At 60.2% G+C, this 24,027-nt stretch carries 17 protein-coding genes; 9 read left to right on the top strand and 8 right to left on the bottom strand.

Annotated features, from left to right (window positions below):
* Positions 1-21 precede the first annotated feature (21 nt).
* The 5 genes from LSG25_RS05905 to LSG25_RS05885 form a co-directional block, all read right to left on the bottom strand.
* Positions 22-3,207 carry an efflux RND transporter permease subunit gene (locus LSG25_RS05905; RefSeq protein WP_232743770.1) on the bottom strand — a complete coding sequence of 1,062 codons (3,186 nt, stop codon included), beginning with the start codon at positions 3,205-3,207 and terminating at the stop codon, positions 22-24.
* The gene (locus tag LSG25_RS05900; RefSeq protein WP_232743769.1) at positions 3,204-4,382 is read right to left on the bottom strand and encodes an efflux RND transporter periplasmic adaptor subunit; all 1,179 of its coding nucleotides are present in this window, start codon (positions 4,380-4,382) and stop codon (positions 3,204-3,206) included. Before LSG25_RS05900 ends, LSG25_RS05905 begins: the two co-directional genes overlap by 4 nt.
* An 18-nt stretch (positions 4,383-4,400) precedes the next feature.
* A complete protein-coding gene (locus LSG25_RS05895) occupies positions 4,401-5,894 on the bottom strand; it encodes an efflux transporter outer membrane subunit (RefSeq protein ID WP_232743768.1) in 1,494 nt (497 codons plus the stop codon).
* A gap of 134 nt (positions 5,895-6,028) precedes the next feature.
* The gene (locus LSG25_RS05890) at positions 6,029-9,046 is read right to left on the bottom strand and encodes an FAD-binding and (Fe-S)-binding domain-containing protein (protein ID WP_232743767.1); all 3,018 of its coding nucleotides are present in this window, start codon (positions 9,044-9,046) and stop codon (positions 6,029-6,031) included.
* Between the two features lie 31 nt (positions 9,047-9,077).
* Complete coding sequence (locus LSG25_RS05885; RefSeq protein ID WP_232744582.1) at positions 9,078-9,752, bottom strand: GntR family transcriptional regulator; 675 nt, start codon at positions 9,750-9,752, stop codon at positions 9,078-9,080.
* 287 nt (positions 9,753-10,039) lie between these two features.
* On the opposite strand from LSG25_RS05885, the gene LSG25_RS05880 reads away from it, so the two are divergent.
* The 7 genes from LSG25_RS05880 (at position 10,040) to LSG25_RS05850 (ending at position 17,412) form a co-directional block, all read left to right on the top strand.
* Positions 10,040-11,245, top strand: coding sequence for an alanine--glyoxylate aminotransferase family protein (locus LSG25_RS05880; RefSeq protein WP_232743766.1), 1,206 nt, complete (start codon positions 10,040-10,042; stop codon positions 11,243-11,245).
* Between the two features lie 129 nt (positions 11,246-11,374).
* On the top strand, positions 11,375-12,397 hold the full coding sequence (locus LSG25_RS05875) for a TRAP transporter substrate-binding protein (RefSeq protein WP_232743765.1): 1,023 nt from the start codon (positions 11,375-11,377) through the stop codon (positions 12,395-12,397).
* 27 nt (positions 12,398-12,424) lie between these two features.
* Entirely contained in the window at positions 12,425-12,967 is a 543-nt protein-coding gene (locus LSG25_RS05870; protein WP_232743764.1) for a TRAP transporter small permease, read from the top strand.
* 16 nt (positions 12,968-12,983) lie between these two features.
* Positions 12,984-14,267, top strand: a complete 1,284-nt coding sequence (locus LSG25_RS05865; protein ID WP_232743763.1) for a TRAP transporter large permease — start codon at positions 12,984-12,986, stop codon at positions 14,265-14,267.
* A gap of 21 nt (positions 14,268-14,288) precedes the next feature.
* Positions 14,289-15,068: an enoyl-CoA hydratase/isomerase family protein gene (locus tag LSG25_RS05860; protein WP_232743762.1), complete on the top strand. Its 780-nt coding sequence runs from the start codon at positions 14,289-14,291 to the stop codon at positions 15,066-15,068.
* Positions 15,069-15,079: 11 nt separating this feature from the next.
* On the top strand, positions 15,080-16,315 hold the full coding sequence (locus tag LSG25_RS05855) for a CaiB/BaiF CoA-transferase family protein (RefSeq protein WP_232743761.1): 1,236 nt from the start codon (positions 15,080-15,082) through the stop codon (positions 16,313-16,315).
* Between the two features lie 35 nt (positions 16,316-16,350).
* Positions 16,351-17,412, top strand: a complete 1,062-nt coding sequence (locus LSG25_RS05850; protein WP_232743760.1) for a serine hydrolase — start codon at positions 16,351-16,353, stop codon at positions 17,410-17,412.
* Positions 17,413-17,432: 20 nt separating this feature from the next.
* Here LSG25_RS05850 and LSG25_RS05845 read toward each other — a convergent pair whose 3' ends face one another.
* The 3 genes from LSG25_RS05845 to LSG25_RS05830 all read right to left on the bottom strand — a co-directional run bounded on the left by LSG25_RS05845 (position 17,433) and on the right by LSG25_RS05830 (position 21,587).
* Positions 17,433-18,440 carry an aldo/keto reductase gene (locus LSG25_RS05845; protein ID WP_232743759.1) on the bottom strand — a complete coding sequence of 336 codons (1,008 nt, stop codon included), beginning with the start codon at positions 18,438-18,440 and terminating at the stop codon, positions 17,433-17,435.
* Positions 18,441-19,769: 1,329 nt separating this feature from the next.
* A complete protein-coding gene (locus tag LSG25_RS05835; RefSeq protein ID WP_232743757.1) occupies positions 19,770-20,531 on the bottom strand; it encodes a class I SAM-dependent methyltransferase in 762 nt (253 codons plus the stop codon).
* Between the two features lie 87 nt (positions 20,532-20,618).
* Positions 20,619-21,587, bottom strand: coding sequence for a DMT family transporter (locus LSG25_RS05830; protein ID WP_232743756.1), 969 nt, complete (start codon positions 21,585-21,587; stop codon positions 20,619-20,621).
* Positions 21,588-21,826: 239 nt separating this feature from the next.
* Between LSG25_RS05830 and LSG25_RS05825 the strand changes: the two genes are divergently transcribed.
* Positions 21,827-22,612 carry an IclR family transcriptional regulator gene (locus tag LSG25_RS05825; RefSeq protein ID WP_232743755.1) on the top strand — a complete coding sequence of 262 codons (786 nt, stop codon included), beginning with the start codon at positions 21,827-21,829 and terminating at the stop codon, positions 22,610-22,612.
* A gap of 75 nt (positions 22,613-22,687) precedes the next feature.
* Complete coding sequence (locus LSG25_RS05820) at positions 22,688-23,944, top strand: FAD-binding oxidoreductase (RefSeq protein WP_232743754.1); 1,257 nt, start codon at positions 22,688-22,690, stop codon at positions 23,942-23,944.
* The last annotated feature ends 83 nt before the right edge of the window (positions 23,945-24,027 follow it).

The following is a 24,027-nucleotide window of genomic DNA, read 5'->3' as shown; positions in this document are numbered from 1 at the left end:
GCGACTCCCTAATAGTTTAAATCATTCAGCGGTGTTTCCAGGGGCCGGCAAGGCGCGCCGGGCCAGGCGTTCTTTCCTGACTTTTTTTGCCTTGCGAGCCTTTTTGCGGCGCATGTACCAGTAGTGGGCGCGGTCCAGGTACAGATAGATGACCGGCGTCGTGAACAGCGTCAGGGCTTGTGACAGGATAAGGCCTCCGACCATCGCGAATCCCAGCGGCCGGCGCAGTTCCGAGCCCGCGCCGTGGCCCAGCATCAGCGGCAGGCCGCTGAGCAGGGCGCACATGGTGGTCATCATGATCGGACGGAAACGCAGCAGGCAGGCCTGGTAGATGGCCTCTTTGGGCTCCAGTCCGTGCTGGCGTTCGGCGGTCAGGGCGAAGTCGATCATCATGATGCCGTTTTTCTTGACGATGCCTATCAGCAAAATGATGCCGATCAGGGCGATGACGCTCAGGTCGTAGCCGTTGGCCATCAGGATCAACAGGGCACCCACACCGGCCGAAGGCAGGGTCGAGAGAATCGTCAGCGGATGAATGTAGCTTTCATACAGCAGGCCCAGCACGATATAGACCGCTACCAGGGCGGCCGCGATCAGGTAGGGCTGGGTTGCCAGCGATTCTCCGAACGCCTTGGCCGTGCCCTGGAAGGAGCCGACCAGGGCCTGGGGCACATTCATGGTGGACTCTGCCTTCTGGATGGCCGTAACGGCTTGTCCCAGGGCGACGCCCGGCGCCAGATTGAACGAAATCGTCACGGCCGGGAACTGGCTTTGGTGGCTGATCGATAAATATCCGGTTTTGGTGGTGTCCACTTTCACGAAGCTCGAAAGCGGTATCTGCTGGCCGGTCAGCGGCGAGGTGACGTAAAGCTTGTTGAACAGATCGGGATCTTTCTGCAGGCGCGGCGTTACCTCAAGCACGACGTGATAGCTGTTGATTTGCGTGAAATACTGCGCCACCTGGCGCTGGCCTATGGCATCGTAGATGGTGTTGTCGATCAGCGCCGGCGAAATGCCGAAACTCGAGGCGCGAGCCCGGTCTATGGTGACTGTTGCGGTGGCCGCGGCATTTTGCTGATCGGTCGCCAGGTCGGTCAGTTCGGGTAGTTGCCGGAATCGCTCCAGCAGTTTGGGCGCCCAGGTGTTGAGCTCGTCCAGATTGGCGTCCGTTACTGTGTACTGGTATTGAGTGCGCGACAGGCGGCCGCCCACATTGATGTCTTGTCCGGCCTGCAGGAAGAGCTTGATGCCTTCGACCTTGGCGAGTTGGGGGCGCAGACGTGCAATGACCTGGTCCGCGCTGACCGTGCGCCCGTCTTCCTTGGGTTTGAGGCTGATGAAGAACCTGCCGGTATTGAAGGTAGGCTGGTTGCTGCTCATCCCGAAACTCGTAATATCCGGATCTTCGCGCACTACATCGGCCAGCTTCATCATGCGCTGGTTCATGGCGTCGAAGGACGTATCCTGGGCCGACTCGGCAAACCCGAAGATGAAGCCGGTATCTTGCTGGGGAAAAAATCCCTTCGGAATGACAATGAACAGCACCACGGTGGCAGCCAGGGTGGCGATGAAACTGCACAGGGTAATGAACTGATGGCGCAAGACCAGGTTCAGTCCGCGCCGGTAGCCGTTGAGCAGCATGTCGAAACCGCGCTCGAACACCTGGTAGATGCGGCCGTGCGACTCAGCGTGATAATTTTTCAGGAAACGCGAGCACAGCATGGGCGTCAGCGTCAGCGAGATCAAGACCGACACCACGATGGTCAGCGTGACAGTAATGGCGAATTCCCGGAACAGGCGCCCGACGATGCCGCCCATCAGCAGCAGCGGTATGAATACGGCGACGAGCGATACGGAAATCGAGATAATGGTAAAGCCGATTTCGCCGGCGCCCTTATAGGCGGCTTCCATGGGCGACATGCCGTCTTCGATATGCCGGTAGATGTTCTCCAGCATGACGATGGCGTCATCGACCACGAAACCCACGGCAATCGTCAGCGCCATCAGGGACAGGTTATCCAGGCTGAAGCCGACCAGATACATGATGGCGACGGTGCCCAGCAGCGCCAGCGGCACTGTCGCACTGGGGATCAGGGTGGCGGGAACGCTGCGCAGGAAAACGAAAATCACCCCCACCACCAGCGCAATGGACAAGAGCAGGGTCAGTTCGACCTCGTGGACCGATGCACGTATGTTCTGGGTCCGGTCAATGAGCGTACTGACGTGGATCGTAGGCGGAATGGAGGCTTTCAGGCGCGGTAGCGCGGCGCGGATGCGTTTTACGGTTTCAATGACATTGGCGCCCGGCTGCTTGGTGATGCCGACCACCAGGGAACGGCCATTGATGGCCGCATCTTCGGCGGTCGCCGCTTTGCCGGCAAATGCCCATGCGGCCTGTTTTACATCTTCGGGACCCGCCACGGCCGTGCCCACGTCGCGTACCCGAATAGGCGTGCCGTGCCGGTAGGCCAGCACCATGTCGTTCCACGGTTCGGCGCTCAGCAGCTGGTCGTTGGTGTAGACGGTAAAACTTTGTTTGCTTCCGTCTATGGTTCCTTTGGGCTGGCTGACCGTGGTGCTGGCAATGACGCCGCGTATGTCTTCCAGGCTCAGGCCCATGGCGGATAATTTGTCCGGATCTACCTGTATGCGAACCGCGGGCTTTTGCTGGCCGAAAATATTGACCAGCCCGACACCTTCGATTTGTGAAATCTGTTGCGCCAGAATATTGTCGGCGTAATCGTTGACCTCGGTGATGGGCAAGGCATTCGACTGCACCGACAGGATCATGATGGATGAATCGGCCGGATTGATCTTGCGGAAAGTCGGCGGATTCGGCAGATTCGCCGGCAACTGCCCCGCGGCGGCGTTGATTGCGGCCTGCACATCGAGCGAGGCGCCGTCGATATCGCGATTCAGGTCGAATTGCAGGGTAATTTGCGTGGACCCCAGCGCGCTGACCGAGGTCATTTGCGTCAGGCCGGCAATCAGGGAGAACTGCCGCTCAAGTGGCTGAGCGACACTGGACGCCATGGTTTCGGGGTTGCCGCCGGGCAGTTTGGCCGTAACCTGAATCGTAGGAAAATCGACTTGCGGCAGGGGTGCCACCGGCAGCAGCGGAAACACCGCCGCGCCAACCAGGAACAGCGCCAGCGCCAGCAGCGACGTGCCGATCGGGCGCTTGATGAAGGTGGCGGAAATGCTCACTTGGCGTTTCCTTTCGCTGCAGGGGCGGTTTGCGCTTGCGCTTCGCTTATGCGCAGGCCCGGCCTGAGCTTGTATTGGCCATCCCGCACCACACGCTGCCCGGCGCTCAAGCCCTGGTCGACGATGGCGATGCCATCCTGGATGTTGATGACGTGTATGGCTTGAATCCGTACGGTTTCGTCGGAGTCGACGACATAGGCATAGGTGCCGTCGGGGCCGCGCTGAACGACTTCGGCCGGCACGGTCAGCGCCTGCTTGCGTATGCCCAGGTACAGTCGCGCATTCACATACTGGCCCGGCCAGAGCTTATGTTCGGGATTGGGGAAGCTGCCCTTGATCTGAACCGTACCTGTACTGGTGTCGATCTGGTTGTTCAGGAGAATCAGATGGCCGCGTCCCAGGACTTGCGCGCTGTTGCGGGGGTAAGCTTCCACGGCTAGCGGTTCCTGGCTGGCCTTGAGCGCATGATTGATATCCTGGAACGATTCTTCGGGCAAGGTGAATACGACTGCAATGGGGTCTATCTGGTTGATTACCACCAGGCCGTTGGCGTCCGCGGCATGCACAATATTGCCCGGGTCTACCAGCCGTGCGCCTGTGCGTCCGCTGATCGGGGCAGTGATGTGGGTATAGCTGAGCTGCGTCCTGGCAAAGCTGATTTGGGCGTTGTCGGATTGCACGGCCGCTTCGATCTGGGCCACCTGGGCACGCTGGGTATCCAGGGTCTGGCGGGTGGCGGCGTCTTGCTTGATGAGTTCGGTATAGCGGCGCAAATCGAGCTTGGCGTTTACCAGTTGCGCCTGGTCCTTGGCTTTTTGCGCCAAGGCCTGATCCAGCTGGGCCTGCTGCGTGCGGGGATCGAGTTGCGCGATCAATTGCCCTTTCACCACGTCCTGGCCTTCCGTGAAGCCGACCTGGTCGAGTTCGCCGTCGATCCGGGTCCTGACCGTGACGCTTTCTCTGGGAACCACGGTGCCTACGCCGGTGAGATAGATGGGCACATCCTGCTGCGTGACCGGCGCCGTCGTTGCCACGACCGGCGCTGCCTGGCTGTCGGGTGGTGTGGAGCTGTCGCTGTGATGATGGCTTATGTACCAGACGAGGCCGCCAAGCACGATCAGCGCGGGTATGCCGATCAGCAGCATGGAGCGTCGTGTGGAAGATAGTGTAGTCATGAATTTCTACTTGGATTTTTAATTGGATTTGGCGCGGGAGGCTGTTTCCGATGGGCCGGCCGGCAATTGGCTGGCGCTCCAGCCGCCGCCGGTGGCCTTGATCAGGGCGACGCTGGCAAGCAGTTGGCGGCCGCGCAGTTGCGCCATGGTGCGTTCGGCGCTTAATGCCAAGGCCTGCGCCGTAACGACATTCAGGTAAATGCTGGTGCCGGCGCGATATTGGGCCAGGGCCAGGTTCGCCGCGAGCCTGGCCGACTGTACGGCTTGGTCTTGCGCCACGGCTTCCTGCGCCAGAATCCGCAGGGTGGCCAGGTTGTCTTCCACTTCCTGAAAGCCGCCCAGCACGGTCTGCTTGTATTGCGCCACGGCAGCGTCATAGGCCGCCGTGGCCTGTTGATCGCGCGCCTTGCGCAGGCCGCCGTCGAAGACGGTTTGCGCCAGCGATGCGCCCAGTGCCCAGACTCGGCCCGGCACATTGAACCATTGCAGGAAACTGCCGGAGTCGAAGCCGCCGCTCGCGCTAAGCATAAGGGAAGGGAAGTAGGCAGCACGAGCCACGCCGATGTTGGCATTGGCGGCGGCCGCGCGGCGTTCCGCGCTGGCGATATCGGGGCGCCGTTCGAGCAGATCGCTGGGCAGCCCGGTGGGAATGGCCGGCAATTGCATGGGCAAGGACAAGGTTTGTTCAGAGTTTGACGGCACGGGCGGCAGCGAAAAGGCCGCCGGCGCCTTGCCGGTCAGGATGGCGAGCGCGTGTTCCAACTGGCTGCGCTGGGCCTGCAGGTCGAGTGCCTGCGCCTGCGCCGTACTCAGTTGGCTTTGTGCCAGCGCCACATCCGAACGCAGGGTCACGCCGGCCGCGTACTGGTTCTGCGTGAGTGTGAGCGCGCGCTGATAGGCCTTCAGGGTTCGGGCATAGAGATCCAGTTGCAAGTCGGTGACGCGCAACTGCATATAGTCTTGCGCCAGTGTGGTCTGTATGCTCAGGCGGGCTGCGGCCAGGTCGGCGGCGCTGGCCTGGCTTGCCGCCTGGCCGGCCTCGGCGCTGCGGCGTATGCCTCCCCAGAGATCAGGCTCCCACCCGGCGGTCACCCCAACCGTGTAGTTGTTGCCCAGCTTGGGGCCGTTGGTATTGGTTTGCGCACGTCCGGCACCGCCGCCGATGCCCAGGGTAGGCCAGAAGCCAGCCCGTGCCTCGGCCGCCACGGCAAGCGCCTGACGATACTGGGCTTCGGCCTGGCGTATGTTCTGATTGGTCTGATTGGCTTGTTCGATCAGGTGGTCCAATGTTAGGTCGCCATAGGCTTGCCACCAGTTATGCCCGCTGTCGATCTGCCGCGGTTGCGCCGTTTTCCAGGGGCCTGCTTCTTTGTAGGCGGCCGGAACCTCCATGCTTGGGCGTACGTAGTCGGGCCCGACGGCGCAACCTGCCAGCAACACAGCCATGGCCAGGCAGGCGGCGCCGGTGGTACGTCGCGGCGCGCCTTGTAATAGCAGCAAAGGAAGAAGCATAGGGGTTTACGGCACTCGGGCTATATCAATAAAATGTCGGCGGGCGGGAGCCAGTGGAAGTTCGCAGACATGAGCATAGCCTGACTTTACACTTTGTTGCAGGGCTTCAGGCTGTCGCGAATATGACAGTTTTGTCAGTTTCGGGCCAGCGCGCGTTCCAGGACGCAGGCAACGTGCTCCGCTTTGCGGGTATGGTGCAGGCCGTCGGCGATCTGATGGCGGCAGCTGGTTCCGTCGGCGACCAGCAGCGTGTCCGGCTCGGCTTTGCGCAGAGCAGGCAACAAGGACAGTTCGGCCATTTGCATGGATATGTCGTAATGCTGCGCGTCGAAGCCGAAGCTGCCCGCCATGCCGCAGCAGCTCGATTCGATCAGCTCGACTTTCAGCTCGGGAATCAGGCCCAATACCTGTTGCACAGGCTTGATCGCGTCGAATGCCTTCTGATGGCAATGGCCGTGCAGCAAGGCGCGTTTTTGCGGAAGCGCGGCCAGCTTCAAGTGCAAGCGGCCGGCTTTATGTTCGAGCGCCAGGAATTCTTCGAATAAATACGAGTTTTTTGCCAGGCTGGCGGCGCTGCTGCCCAAGCCCATTACCAGGAATTCGTCGCGCAGGGACAGCAGGCAGGACGGTTCGAGCCCCACAACAGGAATGCCGCGTGAGACAAATGGCTCGAGGGCCTCGATGACCCGGCGGGCCTCGACTTTGGCCTGGTCGACAAGGCCGGCGGCCAGATAGGTGCGGCCGCAACAGAGCGGCCTTGCGCGCGCGGCGTCGGACGGGGCGGGCTTGGCGATGTAGACGCGGTAGCCCGCGGCCTGCAGCACTCTGTGCGCGGCGCGCGCGTTTTCGGATTCGAAATAATTGTTGAATGTATCGGCGAACAGCACCAGGTCGGCCGCGGCTGCGTCGACCGATTGCGCATCGCGTAGAAAAGTGTCGCTGCGCCACTTCGGAAGCGAGCGGCGGGCCGAAAAGCCCAGCCATTTTTCCGATATCAGGGCCGCGCCGGGCAAGGTGTCGCGCATATTGAAAAATGCCGGAAACCTTGCCGCCCAGCGAGCCCAATGCGGCAATGTGGCAACCAGCCGATCCTTGAGCCGCAAACCGTGTTTCTTTTGCGATTGATACAGGAATTCGATCTTCATCTTCGCCATGTCGATGCCCGTCGGGCATTCGCGCCGGCAGCCTTTGCAGCCTACGCAGAGATCCATGGTGTCGCGCATTTCGTCCGAGGTGAACGCATCGGCTCCCAATTGCCCCGAGAGCGCGAGACGCAGTGTATTGGCGCGGCCGCGCGTCAGGTGCTGCTCGTCGCGCGTTACCCGATAGCTCGGGCACATGGTGCCGGCATCGAATTTGCGGCAATGGCCGTTGTTGTTGCACATTTCCACGGCCTTGGCAAAGCCGCCCGCCGGATCGCCGCCGGTACCGGGAGCGCTGGTGGTGTTTGCGTCCGGATCATTCTGTACATTCCATGCCGACCAGTCGAGTGCGGGCACCAGCGGTATGGCCTGATAACCGGGCTTGAAGCGAAACAGCGAGGCGTCGTCCATTTTGGGGCAACGAACGATCTTGCCGGGATTCATGATGCCGTCTGGATCGAACAGATCCTTGATCTCTTCGAAGGCGCGCGTCAGACGAGGCCCGAATTGCCAGGATACCCATTCGCTGCGGGCCAGGCCGTCGCCGTGCTCACCTGAAAATGCACCTTTGTACTCGCGAACCATGGCGCTGGCTTCTTCGGCGATGGCGCGCATTTTTTCGGCGCCGCCCGAGCGCATGTCGAGAATGGGCCGCACATGCAAGGTGCCGACCGAAGCGTGCGCGTACCAGGTGCCGCGTGTGCCGTGTTTGCGGAAGATCCCGGTCAGACGCTCGGTGTATTGGGCCAGATGCTCGAGCGGTACCGCGCAGTCTTCGATGAACGACACGGGTTTGCCATCGCCGCGCATGCTCATCATGATGTTCAGGCCGGCCTTGCGCACTTCCCACAGGGCTTTTTGCGCGCTGGTATCGGTCATTTCGACAACGCTGCCGGGCAGCCCAAGGTCGCTCATCAGTTCGACCAGCAATTTCAGCCTGCGGGTTTGTTCGCTTGCCGTATCGCCGGCGAATTCAACCAGCAGGATCGCCTGCGGCGCGCCGATAAGCGCCTGGTCGATGACCGGTTTGAATGCCGGATTATCGCGTGCCAGGTCGATCATTGTGCGGTCGACCAGTTCGACCGCGCAAGGCTCCAGTTTGACGATATGGCGCGTCAGGTCCATGGCCTGGTAGAAAGTGGGGAAATTCACCACGCCGAGTGTTTTGTGGCCGGGCAGCGGTACGAGATTGAGCGTGATCTGCTGGGTGTAGGCAAGCGTTCCTTCGCTGCCGACCAGAAGGTGCGACAAGTTGGCACTGCCGTCGGCCGTATAGGGCCGCACGCTTTGCGGATGGAAAATGTCGAGGTTATAACCGCCGACACGGCGCAGCACACGCGGAAACATGCGTTCGATTTCTTCGCGTTCGCGTTCCGCAATGCGATGCAGCGCGGCGACGATGGAGGTCATGCGCGAGCCGGCGGCATCGGCGGCATTGCCGAACCGGGCCTGGGTTCCGTCTGCCAGCAGGGCGTCGATATGGTGCACGTTGTGCACCATATTGCCGTATGCAATTGAGCGCGAGCCGCAGGAATTGTTGCCAGCCATGCCGCCGATGGTGCATTGCGCCGCCGTGCTGACATCGACTGGAAACCATACGCCATGCGGCTTGAGCCAGGCGTTCAGGTGGTCCAGCACAATACCCGGTTCGACGGTTACCGTCATGGCGTCAAAGTCGAATCCGGTTACGCGATTCAGGTATTTGCTGTTGTCGATGAGCAGCAGTTCGCCTACGGTCTGTCCGCATTGCGAGGTGCCGGCTCCACGGGCTGCCAGCGGTACTTTCATGTCGCGGCACAGGGCTACGGCGATGCGTACGTCGTCCAGGGTTCTGGGGATCAGTACGCCGACAGGGTCGGCCTGGTAGATCGAGGCGTCGGTGGCATAGCGGCCGCGCGAACCCCGGTCGAACAATATCTCGCCCCTGACTTCGTTGCGCAGCCGCCTGGCCAGTTCGCTGCGGACAGAGTCGAGACGGTTCAGGGCGGCTGCGGGCATGGGGGCGTTCATCGGAGTCCTGTAGAGGATAGGGCGGTTTGGGTCAGGCCAGGTCGGGAGACGTGTGGAAAAGGGCTTCGAGGACCGTTTCGCCCTTGCGCTGCAAATGCGTGCGCATGATGGCGGCAAGGCGCGGGCCGTCGCGGGCCGCGAGCGCTTCGACCATGTCGGTATGCTCGCGCATGGCCTTGTCCCATTTTTCGCGATTCAGGTTGGAGCGAAAACGCAGATTCTGTATGCGCAGGTTCAGCGTGGCATAGACCTGCGACAGCAGTTGGTTCTGGCCGGCCTGGTTGATGCGGTCGTGAATGGCTCGATTGACCCGGTAATAGGAAGACAGGTCCTGGCGGGCATGGCTGGCCTGCATTTCGAAGGTAAGCGCCTTGATTTCGTCGATTTCCCGATCGGTGACATGAAGGCAAGCCAGTTCGCCCGACAAGGCCTCGAGCGCGGCCATGACTTCGAAGCTTTCGCGCACGTCTTTTTCGGACAGGGCGATGACCTGGGCTCCGCGATTGGGCTGAATGTGCACCAGACCTTCGGCCGCAAGCAAACGGAACGCTTCGCGCAGCGGCGTGCGCGAGACGCCAAGCCGGTCGCACAGAGCCCGCTCGTTCAGGCGGGTGCCTGCAGGCAATTCGCCTTCGATGATCAGTTCGCGCAGCCGGCCGGCCACTGTGGTGGGCAGGGTACTGCGGTCTACCGCATCGATGGCCATCGATGCCAGGAGATTGGGCACGGCCTGACTGCCGGATTCAAGCGCCTGGGCTTCGCCTTGTATTGGCGGCTGTTTGTTCATTTGGTATACAAATAGTGATTGGAATCGGAAGCACGCATGGGGTTATTTTTTCCATGGATTTTCTGTTTTTTACACTTGAATTTTATTATACGTCAAATGATTATGCTGTTATGCAGCATTTTTTTTGCTTGCGTCGAACTGAATATATTCTTATTATTTTCCATATTAATGTTTTTTGTATACCAAAAATAGGATAAGCCCTTGCCATGATTCCGCTTAGTTCGCATCCCTCCGGCCGTCACTTCCTGCAAATTCCAGGGCCGACGAACGTTCCCGACAGGGTTTTGCGCGCTATCGATAATGTGACTATCGATCATCGTGGCCCCGAGTTCGGTGTTCTGGGTAAATCGGTCCTGGCGGGAATGAAAAAAGTATTCCAGACGCAGTCCGATGTCGTGATCTATCCGTCTTCGGGTACCGGGGCATGGGAAGCGGCGCTGGTCAATGCCTTGTCTCCCGGCGACCTGGTGCTGATGGCCGAGACCGGGCACTTTGCCGCGCAATGGAAGAAGATGGCGCTCAAGCTTGGCCTGCAGGTCGAATTTCTGCCGGGCGATTGGCGCCGGGGCGCCGATCCCGCGGAAATCGAGGCGCGGCTGGTTCGGGACGTAAACCGCGACATCAAGGCGGTCTGTATCGTTCACAATGAAACGGCCACGGGCGTGGTCAGTCCGGTCGATTCGGTGCGCCGGGCCATCGACCGCAGCGGCCATCCGGCTTTGTTCATGGTAGACACCATTTCGTCGCTGGGCTCGATCGATTATCGCCACGATGAATGGGGGGTGGATGTCTCGGTTTCCGGTTCGCAAAAAGGCCTGATGCTGCCTCCCGGCCTGTCGTTCAACGCAATTAGCGCCAAGGCGCTGGCTGCGTCGCAGAATGCCGCTTTGCCGCGTTCGTACTGGGACTGGAAAGACATGCTCGCCATTAACCCGACAGGCTATTTTCCTTATACGCCGGCGACCAATCTGCTCTATGGCCTGCATGAAGCGCTCGACATGCTGTTTGCGGAGGGCCTGGAAAATGTATTCGCGCGGCACAGGCGCCATGGCGAGGCGGCGCGCCGTGCGGTTCGCGCCTGGGGCCTGGAAATCCTGTGTCTGGATCCGAACGAGTACAGCCCGGCGCTCACCGCCGTACTCATGCCTGAAGGACACAGCGCCGATGCATTTCGCAAAACCGTCCTGGAGCATTTCAACATGTCGCTCGGACAGGGGCTGAGCAAGTTGTCGGGCAAGGTTTTCCGCATTGGCCATCTGGGCGACATGAACGATCTGACCTTGTGCGGCACGCTGGCCGGCATCGAAATGGGGCTTGCCGTGGCGGGCGTGCCTCACCGCAAAGGTGGCGCGCAGGCCGCCATGGATTATCTGGCGGAAACAGCCGCGGCCGCATGCAAGGCCGCGGCCTGACAGTACAAAGGCCCGGGTGCCCACGGTCCGGGCGCGCGTTGGGCATAAGGGCCGTAAACAGCCTGCGATGCGCGGGCGATGAGAAGTAGAAGGACCACAATCGAAATACCCTTGCAAAGGAGACATATCATGAGGTCATTCAATTTTCGCGCTGTGCGCATCGCCGCCCGTTTCCGGGCCTTTGCGGTTGTAGCGGCAATGGGCGCCATGTCCATGCTGGCGAGTCCGGGCACCGCGCAGGCGCAAATCGAACTCAAGCTGGGCCATGTCGGCAACCCGGGTTCCTTGTTTCAACTGAGTGCCGACGAGTTTGCAAAACGCGCCAATGCCAAGCTGGGTGGTAAATACAAAGTCGTTGTGTTCGGCTCCAGCCAGTTGGGCGGCGACAAGGAAATGCTGCAGAAACTCAAGCTCGGCACGCTCGACATGGCCCTGCCGTCGACGGTGATGTCATCCGAGGTCGATCTGTTCGGCATTTTCGAGATGCCTTATATCGTCAAGGATCGCGAGCACATGAAACGCATCGAAAAGGCGATTTTCTGGTCGAAGCTTGAGCCCGCCGCCGAAAAGAAAGGCCTGAAAATCCTGGCCGTTTGGGAAAACGGCTATCGCCATATCACCAACAACAAGCATCCCATCGTCACTCCCGCCGACCTGAAGGGCATCAAGCTGCGGGTGCCCAAAGGGAAATGGCGAGTGAAAATGTTCCAGGAATACGGGGCCAACCCCAGCCCCATGAGTTTTTCCGAACTGTTCAGCGCGCTGCAGACGGGAGTCATGGATGGAGAAGAAAACCCCCTGACGCAAATCTACTCGGCCAAACTCCAGGAGGTGCAGAAGTACCTTTCCCTGTCCGGCCACGTGTATACCCCCGCGTACCTGACCGTAGGCCTGAAGCGCTACGAGAAGCTGCCGGCCGATGTACGGAAAATACTGGAAGATTCCGCTCGGGAAACCCAGGCGTATGTCTATGAAACCGCCGCCAGGCAGGACACGGACCTGCTCAAGAAATTGAAAGATGACGGTATGAAGGTCAACGAGGTCGATAAAAATGCTTTTATCGCCGCCAGCAAGCCTATTTATGCGGAATTCGGCAAAGAGGTTCCGGGCGCCAAGGAACTGATCGACCAGGCCGTCGCGCTGGGCAAATAGTTGGGTCAACAGGCAGGGGAAACCGATATGCATGATTCTTCACAACGCGCGGCCGGCAATTCGATGCATCGCTTTCGCGATGGCTATGGCCGTGTGCTTGAATGGGTGGTGAGCGCCCTGATGATCATCCTGGCCGTGGAAGTCACCGTGGGCGTGGTGTTCCGAACCTTGGGGGAGTCCCTGGTCTGGTACGACGAAACGGCATCGCTGCTGCTGGCCTGGCTGACGTTCTACGGCTCGGCGCTGGCGTCGGTGCGGCGCGCGCATATCGGTTGCCCGGAACTGGTCGATCAACTGTCGCCGGGGCTGAAGCGGCAGGTCAATATTGTGGCGCAATTGCTGGTGATCGCTTTTTTCGCCTTGTTCGGCTGGGTGGGCCTGTCGATCATGCCGGTGCTGTCGGGGGAGTCGCTGGTGAGCCTGCCCGCGGTCCCGGTCAATCTCGTGCAGTCGGCCATCCCGATCAGCGCCGCGTTGATTGTCGTCGCCGAAATCATGCATCTGGTGGATCTGGTCAGGCGGACCGAGCCTGGACACGATTCCGAGGCTTTGGCCGACGGCCTGCAATGAATCTCAAAGGACTATCATGATCATGCTGCTGTTGTTCGGCGCGGTTCTGTTGCTGGTGGTGATCAATGTGCCGATCGCGGTGTCGCTGGGCATAGTCGCAGTCCTGGCGATGGTCTGGAGTCACGGCCTCGATGCCTTGCCCAATGTGGCGCTGGTTACCTTCAATGGCGCCACCAACTTTCCTCTGCTGGCGATTCCCCTGTTCATTCTCGCGGGCGCGATCATGAACGCTTCGGGGATTTCACGGCGTCTGATTGCGTTCGCATCGGCTCTGTTCGGCTGGATACGCGGCGGGCTGGCGCACGTGTCCATCGGCTCATCGCTGTTTTTCGCCGAGATCTCCGGTTCGGCCGTGGCCGATGTGGCGGCACTGGGGTCGATCCTGATTCCGGGTATGAAAGCCAAAGGCTATCCCGCCCCCATGGCGGCGGCCACGATGTCTTCGGCGTCCACGCTGGCCATCATTATTCCCCCATCGATCCCGATGATTCTGTATGCGGTCATGGCCGAGACTTCGGTGGTGCAGATGTTCGTGGCGGGTATCGTGCCCGGTGTCCTGGGCGGCTTGGGCTTGATGGGGGTGGCCTCGTTTCTGGCGCATCGCTACAAACTGCCGCGCGAAGAGGCGTTTTCGATGAGGCGCGTACGCAAGACGGCCCGCGAGGCTCTATGGGCATTTGTGCTGCCCATCATTATTCTTGGCGGCATATTCGGCGGCGTCGTCACGGCCACCGAGGGCGCCGCCCTGGCCGTCGTCGCGGCCTTGTTCGTCGGGCTGGTCGTTTACCGCGAACTCAATCTCAAACATCTGCGCCAGGCCATACTGGAAGGAGGCATACAGACCGCCATCGTGATGCTGCTGGTCGCCACCAGCGCGCTTTTGGGAAGCTATCTGTCGGAGGTCCAGGCGCCGCAGGCGCTGGCGCACGCGGTTGCCGAATTCACATCGAACAAATGGGTAGTGCTCGCTTTGCTTAATGTGCTGTTTCTGTTTCTGGGCATGTTTCTGCATTCGGCCGCCGCCATCATTCTGGTCATTCCGGTGGTCATGCCGCTGGTTCATATGGTGGGAATCGACCCCATCCACTTTGGACTGATTGTTACGATCAATCTTGGCATAGGCCAGCAAACGCCTCCGGTGGCCAGCGTATTGATGGTGGCGAGCTCTATCGCCAAGTCGTCGGTATGGGAAGTGACACGGGTCAATATCTGGTACATCGGGGTGCTGCTTGCGGTGCTGCTTGTCGTGACTTACGTACCGATCACCGGCCTGGGCCTGGTGGACTTGTTTTATCGATAACCATGCACGCGGGATATTTTCATGTCTGATCTGATTCAAGTCGAGCGCAACGACACGATTTCCACCGTTGTGCTCAATCGCCCCGAGAAACTCAATGCGATGACCCGGCCCATGTGGCAGGAATTGGGCGATACGATCAATGCCTTGTCGGCCGACGATACGCTGCGTTGCATCGTATTGCGTGGAGCCGGCGAAAAATCGTTCTCGCCGGGCAATGACATCGCCGAGTTCCAGACCGAGCGGGCCAACAAGTTGCAGGCAATCGAGTACGGCCGCGTCATGCACGCGACGGCCGCGGCACTGGCCCATTGCAGGCATCCCCTGGTGGCGCAGATCCATGGCATTTGCGTAGGCGGAGGGTTGGAGATCGCCGCGTTGTGCGATATTCGCATTTGCGGCGAATCGAGCCGATTCGGCGCGCCCATCAAGAACCTGGGCCTGGTCATGGCTTATCAGGAAATGGCGCCCCTGGTGCGTTTGGTGGGAGCCGATATCGCACTCGAAATTTTGCTGGAGGGCCGGGTCTTCGATGCGGCCGAAGCCAAGGCCAAAGGACTGGTCACACGTGTGGTGCCAGACGCGGCGGTGGCCGCCGAGGCACTGTCCAGCGCCCGGCGCATTGCCGACGGTGCTCCATTGGCCGCGCGCTGGCATAAAAAATTTGCCCGCAGGCTGGCAGACCCGCAACCCATTTCCGCTGTCGAATACGACGAATGTTTCGACTGCTTCGATACCGACGATTTCCGTATTGGCTACGCCGCGTTCCTGGCCAAGCAAAAGCCTGAATTTCATGGCAAATGAAGGATATTGAAATGAAGCCTGATACCGTCCGGCCCGGCCCCCTGGCCGGCATGCGCGTGCTTGAGCTGGCGCAGATCATGGCCGGACCCACATGCGGGATGATGCTGGCCGATATGGGGGCCGACGTGGTCAAGGTCGAGAAATTGCCGGGTGGCGACGACTCGCGCGGCTATCGGGAGCCACGCGTCAATGGTGTGTCGGCGCCGTTCATGATATTGAACCGGAACAAGCGGGGTATTGCGCTGAACCTGAAGCACGCGCAGGGCCGCGAGATTTTGCTGCGCATGGTGGCCGATGCCGATGTACTGACTGAAAACTACCGTCGCGGTACGCTGGAAAAGCTGGGTCTGGGCTACGAGGTTCTGTCGTCCATCAACCCCGGCCTGATCTACTGCGCCGTATCCGGCTACGGTCGAGACGGCCCTTATGGCGACAAGGCGGGCTTTGACTTGATTGCACAGGGCTTTTCCGGATTGATGTCGATCACCGGTGAACCCGGCGGGGCGCCCGTCAAGACGGGCAATTCCATCGCCGACATCAATGCGGGGATTCTGGCGGTTGCCGGAATTACCGCGGCATATGCGCACAAGCTCAAGACGGGCCGGGGCCAGGTTGTCGATACGTCGCTGCTGGAAGCGGCGTTGCAACAAACGTATTGGCACGCGGCCACCTACTTCGCGACGGGCGAGTCGCCGGGGCCGACCGGGTCGGCCCATTTGTTGGCCGCTCCGTACCAGGCTTTTCGGACCAGTGACGGCTGGATCAATATCGGGGGTGCGAATCAGGCCAACTGGGAACGCATTGCGGACGTGCTCGGGCATCCCGAGTGGCGCGATGATCCACGTTATGCCAGCAACAGTGCGCGCATGGAAAATCTGGAATCCCTGACCGGAGCCATGGATGCGGTGCTGGTGAAACGCAACCAGGCCTACTGGCTGGCGGCATTTGATCGCGCCGGAGTTCCCGCCGGGCCGGTGCACACAATAGGGCAGGCCCTGTCGCATCCACAGACGCTGGCGCGCGGCATGGTGGTCGACCTGGAGCACCCGCAGGCAGGACGGACCCGGGCGCTGGGCTGTCCCATTCATTTCTCCGAGACGCCGACGCAAATTACGCGGCCCGCGCCCATGCTGGGGGAGCATACCCGCGAGGTGCTTCGGGAGTACGATTACACCGATGCCCAAATCGACGGCTTTATTGCCGATGGCGTTGTCGAGGCGGGGCGTGCCGAGTCGCCGGCCGGTTGACGAATTGAATATTATCGACATCGAGAGAACTTTACATGCAACACAACGAGCTTCAGCAGGCGGTTCAATTTGCCATTGATCACGAGACCCGTTGGGATCGGAATGTCGATGGCAACTGGGGCGTTCACTTGCAGGATCCTCCTCCCTGGAATCGTCTGCTCGGCCCGGTGCATTCGCGCGGGCCGGTGTCCGGCACCATAGTTCTGGATGGACAGCCTTTGGTTTCATGGGGCGAGCCCAAACGGGCCGACCTGACATTCAGTATCGCCAAAACCTATCTGGGACTGCTGGCCGGTGTTGCGCACGATCAGGGTTTGCTGCCGGATGTCGACGAGCCCGTCCATGTTCGCGTTCCGGGTATTGGTTTTGATGAAGGCCGCAATGCTGGTGTGACCTGGGCGCATCTGCTGCAGCAGACCAGCGAGTGGCAGGGTGTGTGCTTTGGGGTTCCCGATCAAGCCGATCACTATCGCGCCGTGAAATTCGGCGCTGCGCCGGCAGGTAAAAAAGGCGATCTGCGGCCTTTGCACGCCCCCGGCACATACTGGGAATACAACGACGTGCGCATCAACCAGCTTTCCCTGGCCCTGCTGCACCTGTTCGGAAGACCTCTTCCCGAGGTGTTCGGCGAGGCGATCATGCACCCGATCGGCGCCAGCGATGAATGGAGCTGGGTGGGCTACGACAATGCCTGGGTGGATGTGGCGGGGCAACGCGTGCAGTCGGTCCCCGGGGGCACTCATTGGGGCGGCGGCATGTCGATAGGCAGCGTGGACCAGGCGCTTATCGGCCAGTTGTTCCTGGACGATGGCCAGGCGAACGGCCGGCGGATCATCTCTTCCGAATGGATGCGGCGCATGCGCGTGCCGTGCGCCATTGCTCCTTACTATGGTTATCTGGTGTGGCTGAACCATGAGCGGCGGGTGTTTCCCAGCCTGCCCGCGTCAAGCTATTTCGCCATCGGCGCGGGGAGTTCGTTCATGTGGATTGAGCCCGAGCGTCGCATGGTGCTGGTAGTGCGCTGGCTTGATCCCGACCATGCCGACGGGTTTTTCGGCCAGGTGCTGCGGGCGGTCGATGCCGGCGCCAGGCCGTAGCCCGGCCGCCGGCTTACGCTTTATTCTGCTGCGATACGTCCATAAAATGGGTAGCCGGGGTCGTTGTAGCCCGGCGATGAGGCATGCCCCGGGGTGACCAGGCTGTTTACCAGGGCTTCTTCTTCGGCACTGATCCGGATATCCATGGCCGGATAATAATCTTCCATTTGCGCCAGCGTGCGAGGGCCGGCAATCACGGAACTGATGTTGGCATTGGCCAGGACCCAGGCCGTGGCGAAGTGCCCAAGCTTTATTCCTCGCGCTTCGCAGTGCCGCAAAAGGGTTTGCGCTATGACCAGGGATTCTTCGCGAAACTCGGTTTCCAGAATGCGCTTGTCGCCGCGGGCCGCGCGGGTATTGTCGGCAGGGGCCTGGCCCGGCAGGTATTTGCCCGTCAGCACGCCTCGCGCAATAGGGCTGTACGACGCCACGCCCAGGCCGTAATGGGCGCATGCGGGCAGAATTTCCACTTCGGGTCCGCGATTGAGCAGGTTGTAATAGGGCTGGCACACCACAGGCTGGGGCACGCCGGTTTTTTCGCATAGGCGAATCATCTCGGCAATGCGCCAGCCGCGGAAATTGGATACCCCGAAAGCACGGATTTTTCCGGCGCGGATCAAGTCGCCCAGAGTGCGCACGACTTCTTCCAGGTTTTCTTCATGGAAGTCACGATGTAGATACAAAATATCTACATAATCGGTAGCCAGGCGTTGCAGGCTGTTTTCCACTTCAAGCATCATCCAGTTGCGCGAGTAGTGCGATTGATTCGGCTTTGCGCTCATGGCATTGCCCAGTTTGGTTGCCAGTACCCAGTCGTGGCGATTGGCTTTCAGCAGTTTGCCGACCATTTTTTCCGAGCCGCCCTTGCTGTAGACGTCGGCGGTATCGATGAAGTTGATTCCCTGTTCGTGCGCCGAGGCGACTATGCGCTGCGCTTCGTCCAATTCGGTTTGATCGCCGAACATCATGGACCCCAGGCACAGGGGCGAAACTTTCAGATTGCTTTTGCCAAGACGTCGATATTGCATGATTTTCCTGTCTGGTTTGCCGGCCGCGCCGCGGAGTGCGGGTCGGGCGATAAAAGAATAAAAATAGCACATCCATTGCGTGGTCCGGGAAAAACCGGGCATGCGGCTAGAGTATTTTTGGTTTAAGTGTTTACGGAGGGTGGACGCGTTTCAGTGACTTTTGTTTTGAGCTGCCTGTACTGGCTGGGCGATGACTTTGGACTGTGCGTTGCTGTGTGGGCGGCGGTTGATTCTATAAAGACGCCGCAGGGTGGGCGGTGCTGTGCAGTCCGGCACGTCCAGCGGTCGGCTAGCTACGCTAGCCGACTACCCGGGTCTGCCTCGTCCAGGCGGGCGTCGGGCGAACTCGCCCGGCCTCGCGAGGCCGGGCTCAGACAGCGCCCGCCGAAAGCCCCCGCCTTCCCTTCGTCAGCACCCGGCGCTGGACTACCGCCGGACTACACAGCACCGCCCACCCTGCGGCTTGCGTTGAGGAAATGCATAGAGAGAGGCACTAGGTCATGCACTGAGAGAAACATGTACCGAGAGAAATGCTGAGGTCATGCATCGAGGTATACCTTGGGCCGGCAAGTTCATTCTAGGCATGCCATTACGCGAGCCGTCTATCGGGGCTTGGGGTCAGGGCCGGCGTAAGGCGTGCGCCGGATTTAGCTCGGCAAGGCGGGGGAAGTCGTCGGGCGTTGTCTGAACGGAGCCTCGCGCAGTGTGCGAGGCGCAGTGAGTTCGACCGACGCCCGCCTTGCCGAGCTAAATCCGGATGAAGCACGCCGTGCCGGTCCTGACCCCAAGCCCCGATAGACGGCGTCTTTAAATACTAATCTATCGAATGCCATAAACAGAATGCCACAAACAACTCGAACCAAAAATACTCTAATCGCAAGTCGACCCACTTCAAACCCATCGATTGTTTTTCTGCAACAGGGAAATGCAGTTGTAACATTCGATAAGACTTCTGAACCGCTTGAACTATCAGGGGTCGAAGCTACATGAGGAAAATTACGACCGGCGCGGCGAAACGCCTTATCTTTTCGCTCTGTATCATGTCGGCTCTTGGGGGGTGCGCAGTCTATCCGGCCTCCCCGGGATACACCTACTACGATGGCTACGACGCTCCCGCGTATGTGGCGCCCGCGCCTGTCTACGTCGGGCCGCCAGTGTTTTTCGGTTTCGGTTGGAGCGGGGGCTATCATCACGGCTGGCGTGGCGGTCGCCATTGGCGCCGTTGATTATCCATTCTGTTAAAAGCGGCCCGGGCGGGCCGCTTTTTTTGGCCTGGACTGCCGATCCCTCGGTCGGTGAGACGTGCGGTCCAGTTCCGCTGGAAGCGCTTCAGTCGCGCCGGGCTTCTATCCAGACAGTGTCGATGCTGAACGAGTGATCGGCCTGGATTGCAAAATATTCATAGGCTTCCCTGGGCAGGGCTTTCATCGTGGCATTCAAGGCGGCCACGCGATCCGGCGGCGTGCCAATACGCTTGATCCAACTGTCGAACGCCAACGGCAATTTCCAGCTGTCGCTGTTCATGACCGAAAGGCCCGCGGCACCCAACATGGCGCGCCATTCGGAGAGTCGGTAATCGCGTACATGCGAAGAGTCCCGCAGCAACTCGACCGTCTGCAGTACGGTATCGTAGAGCGGCGTTTCAGGTGCCGCGACATCAATGATGATCAGCGTACCGCCGGGCGCCAGCACGCGCGCCGCTTCGGCGATCGATTCATTGATCCGCATCCAGTGGTGCGCCGAATAGCGGCTGGCAATCAATTCGAAGCTCGAATCGTCGAAGGGCAAGGCTTCTGCCGAACCCTGCCTGGTGGCCAGGTTGCCGAGGCCGCGCTGTTTGGCTTCCTCTTCCACGACCGCCAGCATTTCATCGGACAAGTCGTAGGCCACGACTTCGGACGCTGCGGCGGCCGCCAGCGCATAGCTTGCGTGGCCGCCGCCGCAGCCGAGGTCCAGGATCCGCTTGGGCTGCAATTGCCTGGCCAGATCGGAGAGGCGCTGCAGATCGGCGCCTTGGGCATGCACCGCGCTGGTCAGGTAGTTTTTTGCCGTGCTGCCGAATTGTTGGGTAACCAAGCCGTGCTGATCCATGATTTTCCTCATTTGTGGGGATAAGATGCCCAGTTTATGGAGCCTTTAATACTGGCACAAGTCCATAATTTATACTGGTATGTATTCTTATACCCTTGTGCTGCCTGGTTCATTTATTGCATCGGTTTCCAGGCTTTGACTTGTGGCTGGAACGGCTTTGGCGCTATGCGTAACCAGGAATATTCCGGCAACGGCCAGAAGCATTCCGAGCCAGGCCAGCACTGGTATGGTCTCCCCCAGTATGACGAACGCAATGAGCGCGGTCACCGGAGGCACCAGAAAGAACAGGGCCGATACCCTCGATGCTTCGCCATGGCGGTACATGGTCAGCAGCAGGGTAATGGCGATCAGCGAGTTGGCCAGTACCAGGTAGGCCAGGGACAAAAGCAGGGGTGTCGTCCAGGCGACCCGCATGGGTTCGAGCGCCATGGCCAGAGGCAGCGTGACGGCAAGACCTACCGCGTACTGGATCAGGTTCGCCGGAATCGGATGCGTTTCGGTGCCGAATTTTCTTTCCCATAGCGTGCCGGCCGTGATGGACAACAGGGCGGCGCAGGCGTAAAACAAGCCGGCGGGCGTTGCAATGTCCAACTGGGATTTGCCTGCAATCACGATAGCGGCGCCCGCCACTCCCAGGGTCAGGCCGGCCCAGCGCCGGAGGCTGATTTTTTCGTTTGCGAAAGCGGGCGCCAGCAAGCCGATCAGCAGGGGCTGCATGGAGGTGACCAGCGCCAGCGCCCCGGCCGAAATGCCGTGCTTGAAGGCAAGATAGGTAAACGAGAAGTAGGACGCCTGCAGCAGCAGGCCGACCATGGCCAGGTGGCCCCAGGCACGTGCCGATCGTGGCCAGGCCGGTCGCAGAATCAGGGCCGGCAGTGCCAGCACGGCCAGCACCAGGGCATAGCGCAGCGCCAGAAAAGTCAGCGGATCCGCATACGCCAGTCCGATCTTCAGGAATACAAAGCCGCTGCACCACAGCAGCAGGAAGATTGCCGGCGCCGCCTTGAGCCAGGGTGGGGCAGATCCTGTTTTCCGGTTCGTATCGTTCGAGCTCATGCGGGCAACAATCATATCTAAAGGCGAATCTTATCCCAGAGCGACTGCGCCAGTCTCGTTGCCTGCACGGTTGCCTTGCACGCTCAGTGCACACAGGCCTTTGTGTGTGTGCAGGTGTTCCGCATTGCCTGCCGCCGGCCATGATCTTTCCAGGAAATTACAGAATATTACGAAAAAGTAATTGTCCGATGTTCGCAAGTCTATTATATTTTGTATATATCAAAGCACTATGTACACATATGAGAACAGTTTCGGTCAAATCCGCGGCGCGCATTCTTGACGTGTTGGAGCTCATGGCTACCTTGCAGCAAGGCATACGTGTCAATGAAATCGCCAGGCAGCTGGGAATTCCAAGAAGCAGCGCATCGGCGTTGGTGTCGACCTTGGAGGGCAGGGGCTATATTCAGGCCGCGGCCGACGGCTACCGTCTGGCCGAATGCTATCGCGACGTGGGCTGGGTTGGCGGCGCAAGCGCCACGCTTCTGCGAGCCAGCCAGCCGGTCATGAATCGCCTGGTGGCTGCGACGGGGGAGTCGGCATTTCTAGGTGTTCCAACATCAAACCTGAGCATCCAGTACATCGCAAAAAAAGTCAGCGACAACCCCTTGCGCTATGACGTTGGTCTGGAGTTTTTACGCCCCGCCTACTGCACTTCGATTGGACAGGTAATTCTTTCCAGCCTGAGCGACACGGAATTCGAGCGCTACCTGGAAACGCACGATCTTGCCGCCATTACGCCTCGAACCGCGACCGATAGGCAAGCCATCAGGAAGGCCGTCGAGTTGGGGCGAAAACAAGGGTATGTCACGATTGCCGACAGCAATGTTCTCGGAGCATCGGGCGTGGCGGCGCCGATTTTATCGGGCGATCGTGTCCTTGCCGGCCTGGCAGTCATCGCTCCCAGTCAGCGCTTCGACCCTGCGCGTGAACAAATCATTCAAGCAGTCGTTGCGTCGGCCCGGGAAATCAGCGAGGCGCTGCTGCATCGGGGCGCAACGCCGGAGGGCGTCCCGGCACAGCAATGAGTCGCAGTCAGGGTTCCGGTTTCAGATCATTCCGGATATCGGCCTTCAGCACGTTTTTTCATATGAGAACCGTTCATGCATTCATCCGGCATTTCCAATCGTGAAGTCGTTGTCATCGGTGCAGGCATTATTGGCGCAGCGACTGCGCTGGTTTTGCAGCGGCAGGGGTTCTCGGTCACTTTGGTCGACAAAGGGCCGCCCGGAATGGAGTGTTCGTACGGTAACGGCGGCGCGATCAGCCCCGATTTCTGCGTTCCCGCTTCCTTGCCCGGAATGCTGAAAAGAGTCCCGCGGTGGCTGGCAGATCCGTCCGGCCCGCTTGTAATCCGCTGGGGCCGCTTGCCTGTGGTGCTGCCATGGATGGTGCGCTGGATTCGCGCCGGCAGCATCGATCGCGTCGAGGCTGCCGCCACGGCCCTGAGGGCGTTGCACGCCCCTAGCCTGACCGCCTATGCCCGCCTCCTGGGCCCGGAAGCCGCGGGCCTGATTGAAACGACAGGGCAGATTTATGTTTGGAAAAGCGAGCGCGCCGGTCCCACCGAAACACTCGCCCGCGCCCTGCGCGAGAAACACGGTGTCCAGACCCAGGCACTGGACGCGGCCCAGATCCGGCAGCTGGATCCGCAGCTTGCCCCTGGTTTTACGAAAGGTCTGTTTTTTTCCGATAACGGCCACACAGTAAATCCGCTGCGTCTGGTCCAGACTCTGGTCGATTTGTTTCAGCAGATCGGTGGGCGCTTGAGGCGCGCGGAGGTGCTTGGTTTGGAGCGTCAGGCGAAGGCGGTGAAGTTCGTTTGTTGCGACGACGGTGTGAAGCTGGCGGCCGATGCGGTCGTCATCGCGGCGGGTATGCGTTCCCGTGAATTGGCGGCATTGCTGGGCGATTCGATTCCGCTTGAGGCTGAGCGCGGCTACCACGTCATGCTTCCCGATCCGCATGTGCGCCCCGCCATAAAAATCAGCAACCGGGACCTGATGTTCGGCCTGACACCCATGGAGCATGGTGTGCGTATTGCCGGTACGGTTGAGTTTGCCAAACCGAATGCTCCGATGGATGAGCAGCGCGCCAGGGCCTTGCTGGCAAACGCGAAACGCATGTATCCCGGCTTGAATACCGATGGAGCGACGTTCTGGATGGGTTCCAGGCCTTCGACGCCCGATAGCCTGCCGGTCATCGATCGGGCGAGCACTGCTCCCAACGTCATTTATGCATTCGGACATGGGCACACCGGTTTGACTGGAGCGCCGATGACGGCCGAACTGACCTGCCAGTTGCTTTCCGGGGCAAGGTCCGCGATTGATATTTCGCCATATCGTTTAAGCCGGTTTTGACGATTGGCCTGGTGCGCGGCGCTGGGCGTTGTTCCGGCACCGGGCGGTATTTTTCCAGTAAGCGGGTTTTGAAGGACGAGCGT

Origin of the sequence: Paralcaligenes sp. KSB-10, from assembly GCF_021266465.1 — a bacterium.
Taxonomy (GTDB): domain Bacteria; phylum Pseudomonadota; class Gammaproteobacteria; order Burkholderiales; family Burkholderiaceae_B.
The sequence above is the reverse complement of the archived record's forward strand: the minus strand, read 5'-3'. Positions and strand labels throughout refer to the sequence as shown.